Source organism: Dietzia sp. E1, assembly GCF_014145015.1.
GTDB lineage: Bacteria > Actinomycetota > Actinomycetes > Mycobacteriales > Mycobacteriaceae > Dietzia > Dietzia cinnamea_A.
In genome coordinates this window covers 1-5,427 of the sequence record NZ_JAALDU010000075.1, presented here as the reverse complement: position 1 = coordinate 5,427, position 5,427 = coordinate 1, and the positions used below count along the sequence as shown (strand labels likewise).

The window sequence follows — 5,427 nt, the reverse complement described above, 5'->3', positions numbered from 1 at the left end:
GACGGGCCGGTGAGGGCGGCCCGGGCGGAGCCCACCGCCGCGGTGGTCCGGGTGGGCGGGCGTGACGACGACGAGGAGTCCCGCTCCGGTCGGTGTCCCGTGGCAGCGGGCACGGGTCAGGCCCGTCGGCGGGTCGCGGCCTCCGCGAGGTCCCGCAGCATGTCCCGCCCGTGTGCGCTGATCGCGTCGGAGGCGATCGCGTCCAGTGCGCGGGCGGTCAGCTCCTCGATCTCGGTCTCCACGGAGGCGACCGCCCCGGAGTCCACGAGGACGGCGCGGGCCCGCTCGAGAGTCGGACCGTCGGGCTCGGTGCCCAGCACCCCGGCGAGGAAGCGCGCGTCCTCGCCGGGTGCGAGGGTCATCGCGCGGGCGAGCAGGAGGGTGCGCTTGCCCTCGCGGAGGTCGTCCCCGGACGGCTTCCCGGTGACCTCCGGATCGCCGAACACCCCGAGCAGGTCGTCACGCAGCTGGAACGCCTGGCCCACGGCGACGCCGAACTCCCTCAGCGCGGCGACCGTCCCGTCGGTCGCGCCGGCGAGCTCGGCCCCGATGTGCAGGGGCCTCTCGACGGTGTAGGCCGCGGTCTTGAAGCGGTTCACCCGGGCGGGGGTCTGCTCGTCCGTGGCGCCGGACGCCTCGGCGAGGATGTCGAGCATCTGGCCGGACAGGACCTCGGTCTTCATGGTGTGCCACGGTCCGAGCGCCCGGCTCAGCGCGGCCGGGTCGACGCCGGAGGTCACGAACATCTCGTCGGCCCAGCTCAGGGCCAGGTCGCCGACGAGGATCGCCTGGGACACCCCGTAGCGGGCGGCGTCGCCGTCCCACCCGTCCCGCCGGTGCGCCGACTCGATCGCGCGGTGCACGGTGGGCCGGCCGCGGCGGGTGTCGGAGGCGTCGACGATGTCGTCGTGGACGAGGGCGCACGCCTGGATCAGCTCGAGGGCGGCGCAGGCGGTCACGACCTCCTCGGGCGCCGGGCCGGGGTCGCGCCGGGAGGCGGCCCACCCGGCCAGGGCGAACCTGGGCCGCATCCGCTTGCCACCGTCGAGCACGAAGTCCGACAGGAGCCCGGCCAGCCGGTCCACCCGCTCGTCGACCGCGGCGACGACCGTGCGCCGTCCCTCGATGTGGCGGCGGAGCGTCGCGTGGACGCGTTCTCCGTCGTCGGGGCGCGTCGCCATGACCACGGGCACCATCCCTTCCGGGCGCCCGGTCCGGTCGCCCTCGTCGCCGACGATCCTAGTCGTCGGGCGGCGGCCGGACCGGACGCGTGTCGGGCTACCCTGGTCGGGTGACCCAGCTACCCGACCCAGATCCGACGGACGGCGGCCGGCACCCGAGCATCGTGGAGAGGATCGCGACGTCGACCACCCCGAGGGTGCCGTTCTCCGTCGAGTTCTACCCACCCCGTGACGAGGCCGCCGAGGAGCGCCTGTGGCGCGCGGCCTCCGTGTTCTCCGAGCTCGGGGCGGCGTTCGTCTCGGTGACGTACGGGGCCGGCGGGTCGACGCGTGACCGGACCGTCCGCGTGGTCGAGCGCATCGTCCGGGAGACCGACCTGGTCCCGATCGCCCATCTGACGGCGGTCGGGCACACGGTGGCCGAGCTCGCCGACATGATCCGCATGTACGGGGAGGTGGGGGTGTCCAACATCCTCGCGCTCCGCGGGGACCCGCCCGGGGACCCGTTGGGGGAGTGGACGGCGCACCCGGAGGGCCTGCGCTACGCCGAGGAACTCGTCCGGTTGATCCACGAGGTGGGGGACTTCCACGTGGGCGTGGCGTCGTTCCCCGAGGGGCACTACCGGGCGCGGGACCTCGATCACGACACCGAGGTCCTGGTCGGCAAGCTGCGCGCGGGTGCCGAGTACTCCATCACGCAGATGTTCTGGGACGTCGAGCACTACCTGCGCCTGCGGGACCGCGCCGTCGCGGCCGATCCGGAGCAGGGCGACAAGCCCATCATCCCCGGTCTCATGCCGGTCACCAGCCTGCGGCAGGTCAAGCGGATGGTCGAGCTGTCGGGGTGCGCGCTGCCCGACGACCTGGCCGAGCGGCTCCGGACGGCTGCGGGGGACGGGCCGGAGGAGAACCGCGAGGCGGTGCGCGAGGTGGGGATCGACCTCACCACCCGGATGTGTGAGCGGCTGATCTCCGAGGGCGTGCCGTGCCTGCACTTCAACACCCTCAACTTCTCGCGGGCCACCCGTGAGGTCCTCACCAACCTGTCGATGGCGCCCGCGCCCGGGGTGGCGGCCAGCCGGATCTGACCGCCGTCAGCGCACCAGGCGGTCCGCGCGGGCCCTGGAGGTCCGCGCGGCCAGGATCGTCCCGATGGACACCAGCAGGGCGGCGCCGATGCCCACGATCATCCACACGGCGAAGCCGCGGGCGGCGGGGTCGGGGTACGAGGACGAGGCCTGCATCCGGGTGATCGACCCCGGAGCGGGCGTCCAGCTCACGGAGTTCCCCGCGCCGACGGTCCCGTTGGTCTCGCTGATGCGGTTGGGGAACGTGAGGTCGACCCGCGTCGTCGTCGACCCGGCGCGATCCACCGGGAGCATCGACAGGTCGATCGAGCCGCTGAACGACACCGTGTCGCCGCTGCGGCGGAAGCCGAGCGTGTACGGGCGGGCGCCCTCGATGTCGATCGCCAGGGAGAGCGCGTCCATCTCCGCGAACGTCAGCTGGGTGAAGTAGATCTCGCGACCGGTGAACCCGTCCGCCGAGTAGGGCGTGATCCGGACCTTCTGCTCGAGGCCGGACGGCGCGCCGAGCCGTTCGAGGGCCGCCGCCTGTTCCGGCTGGTCCCCGGCGACGAGGATGCGTCCGGACACGGTGTCGTCCTTGCGGACGCTCATCTGCGCGTTGAGCTGCAGACACCCGGTGAGCACGACCAGCAGGGCGGCCAGCGTGGCGAGGACCGCGGCCCGTCGGGGCGGCCGCGAGCGGCCGGAGGCGGCTGAGGCGCGCACGGTCGTGGAGCGCACGGTCGTGGGTCGCCGGAGCGGTCGGGGCACGGTCACGGCGGTCATTCTGCCCGGATTCCCCGACGACGTAGCGCCGACCTGCCGAGCCTGCGGCCGACGAGTCGCGCCACCGTCCTGCCGCTGGCGCCGATGACGCCTCCGCCGGGGTGCGTGGACGCCCCGGCCAGGAACACCCCGTCGGCGCCCGGGACCGCATGACCGCGCAGGTCGGGGTGCGGGCGCATCGGCAGCATCTGGTCCAGCGACATCTCCACGTGCATGACGTTCCCGCCGAGCAGCCCGAGCTCGGACTCCAGGTCCTCAGGGGTCTGGACGTGTCGGTGGACGATCGAGTCCGCCAGGCCCGGCGCGAACCGGTCCGCCGCGGCGATGATGCGGTCGGCCTCCCCGGGCCCGGCCTCGGACCAGCCCCGCCCGTCGGCGAGGTGACGCGGATGCCACTGCGACCAGAGGGTGAGCTCGTGTCGGCCCTCCGGCGCGAGGGAGGGGTCGAGCGAGCTGAAGCTCATCGCCAGGACCGCCGGGTCCGCGTCCAGCCCCCCGGCCGCGGCCACGCCGTAGCGCCGGTCGAGATGCCGCCGGTCCGTGACGAGCAACTGCAGCCCGTGGGCACTGGTCTCGGTGGGGACGTCCGGGTAGCGCGGCAGGTCGGTGGTGCCCAGCCGGACGACCATCCCCAGGCCGAAGCCGGGCCGGATCCGACGTCGCCAGCCGTTCACCGTCGCCGCGGGCAACTCGTGCTCGAGGAGGTCGAGGGTCGTGTGGACGTGGCACGCCGCCACCACCGTCGAGCAGTGGAGGGAGTCACCGCCCCCGGTGTCGACCCGCCAGCCCGGACCCGAGCGGCGGATCGCGGTGGCCCCCGCGCCGGCGGTGACCGTGCCGCCGTGCGCACGGATCGCCGACGTCAGCGCGTCCGCGAGCGCCCCGGACCCGCCCACCGCGCGCCCGGGCGGGATCCGGTGCATCAGCGCCGCGAAGCCGATCATCGGGGCCGTGGCGGGGTGCGACATCGGCGGACCGGACTGGGCACCGAACCACGACAGCGCGGCCTTGAGCCGCTCGGAGTCGAACATCGAGTCCAGGAGCGCGTCGCCGGAGGACAGGAACGTCTGGACCGCGCCGAACGGGTCGCGCAGGTCCTCGGCGCCGAGGAACGCCGACCCGAGCCCCGGCGCGGTCGGCCGCACCGAGAAGCCCTTCATCATGCGTCCCGCGAGGACGTCCCACCGCCGGACGAACTCGCGGTACGCGTCGGCATCGGCGCCCCCGCAGGCGGCGGCGATGCTGGCGCACGTCGCGTCGAGGTCCCGGTGGAAGACGATCGGCGGCTCCCCGGATCCGGGCGGAGCGGGCGCGAACCCCCACGGATCGCAGTCGATGTAGCGCAGTCCGTGGGCCGCGAGGTCGAGCTCCTCCGGGATGCCGGTGTGCCGGATCATGAGGTGCGCCGACGACCCGCGATCGGTCAGGTGACCGGGGTACCGTTCGACCGTCGAGGTGGCGCCGCCGATCACGGTGTCCTTCTCCACGACGTGGACGTCGTGCCCGGCGCGGGCGAGATAGGCGGCGCAGACCAGCCCGTTGTGGCCGGAGCCGATCACCACCACGTCATGACGCCGGCTCACTCGTCGGTCCCCGGGACGGGGAGCGGCAACGTGCGCTCGAGGACCGCGAACGGCCGTGCATCGCCCTCGAAGCGGTACGACCGCAGCACATCGGTGAAGCCTAGCGACCGGTACAGCCGCCACGCGCTGTTGTCCTCGCCCTCGACCTCGGGTGTGGACAACAGGACCCTGCTCTCCGGACGGTCCGCCAGGAACCTGCGCAGCAGGGTCCCGCCTATACCGCGGCCCTGGTGGGTGGGCGAGACGTGCAGCTCGGTCAGCTCGACGTAGTCGGACGGGAGTTCGCGCTCCCGGTCGCGCAACCCCCGGGAGACCTGCTCGTACCACCACTGGCCGGGCGCGCCGTGGTAGCCGTAACAGATCGCGACCAGCGGGCCCCTCGACTGTCCGAGCAGGCGTCGGCGCGGGGCCTCGAACGCGGCCACCCCGGACCAGCCGTCGCGGTAGCTGTGCTCCATCCAGGCGGCCGCCCGGGAGCGGATCACCTGCGACGGGTAGCCCATGGCGTCGACGTAGACCCCCAGAGCCTCGGGCAGTCGGTCTCGGAAGTCGGCGGCGTCCAGCCGGGTGATCACGGTGTCCATCCACCCCATTTGATCACGGGCGCGGATCCGGGGCGCCGGGATGTGTCGTACCCCGGCGATACCGTGCGCGCAGACGCGGAGATGCAGGAGGCGGAGGTGCAGCAGATGGACACGAGGAGGACGCGGACCACGAGCAGGACGCGGTCGTCCCGCGGGGGTGCCGCGGGGTCACTCGGCCGCGCCGGGCGTGCCGAGGCGCACCGTGGCCGGGCGGTCGCGGCGGCCG

At 73.9% G+C, this 5,427-nt stretch carries 5 protein-coding genes; 1 reads left to right on the top strand and 4 read right to left on the bottom strand.

Annotated elements, in window-relative coordinates; translation table 11 throughout:
- Positions 1-116 precede the first annotated feature (116 nt).
- Positions 117-1,181 carry a polyprenyl synthetase family protein gene (locus tag G6030_RS03345; RefSeq protein WP_241724123.1) on the bottom strand — a complete coding sequence of 355 codons (1,065 nt, stop codon included), beginning with the start codon at positions 1,179-1,181 and terminating at the stop codon, positions 117-119.
- A 164-nt stretch (positions 1,182-1,345) separates the two neighbouring features.
- Here G6030_RS03345 and metF point away from each other — a divergent pair, with 164 nt between their 5' ends.
- A complete protein-coding gene (gene metF, locus G6030_RS03340; protein WP_347238564.1) occupies positions 1,346-2,269 on the top strand; it encodes a methylenetetrahydrofolate reductase [NAD(P)H] in 924 nt (307 codons plus the stop codon).
- Positions 2,270-2,275: 6 nt separating this feature from the next.
- On the opposite strand, the gene G6030_RS03335 is transcribed toward metF, so the two are convergent.
- From G6030_RS03335 to G6030_RS03325, 3 genes are read right to left on the bottom strand one after another with little or no spacing between them, the layout of a single operon-like run.
- Positions 2,276-3,034 (bottom strand): DUF3153 domain-containing protein, encoded by a 759-nt coding sequence (locus G6030_RS03335; protein ID WP_182642206.1) that lies wholly within the window; start codon positions 3,032-3,034, stop codon positions 2,276-2,278.
- The gene (locus G6030_RS03330; RefSeq protein WP_182642205.1) at positions 3,031-4,617 is read right to left on the bottom strand and encodes an FAD-dependent oxidoreductase; all 1,587 of its coding nucleotides are present in this window, start codon (positions 4,615-4,617) and stop codon (positions 3,031-3,033) included. Before G6030_RS03330 ends, G6030_RS03335 begins: the two co-directional genes overlap by 4 nt.
- Complete coding sequence (locus G6030_RS03325) at positions 4,614-5,201, bottom strand: GNAT family N-acetyltransferase (protein WP_061228940.1); 588 nt, start codon at positions 5,199-5,201, stop codon at positions 4,614-4,616. Before G6030_RS03325 ends, G6030_RS03330 begins: the two co-directional genes overlap by 4 nt.
- Positions 5,202-5,427 lie beyond the last annotated feature (226 nt).

What these genes read in the sequence shown, in the direction of transcription:
- G6030_RS03345 (WP_241724123.1), bottom strand. Translation starts at nt 1,181, where the DNA reads ATGGCGACGCGCCCCGACGACGGAGAACGCGTCCACGCGACGCTCCGC.
- G6030_RS03335 (WP_182642206.1), bottom strand. Translation starts at nt 3,034, where the DNA reads ATGACCGCCGTGACCGTGCCCCGACCGCTCCGGCGACCCACGACCGTG.
- G6030_RS03325 (WP_061228940.1), bottom strand. Translation starts at nt 5,201, where the DNA reads ATGGACACCGTGATCACCCGGCTGGACGCCGCCGACTTCCGAGACCGA.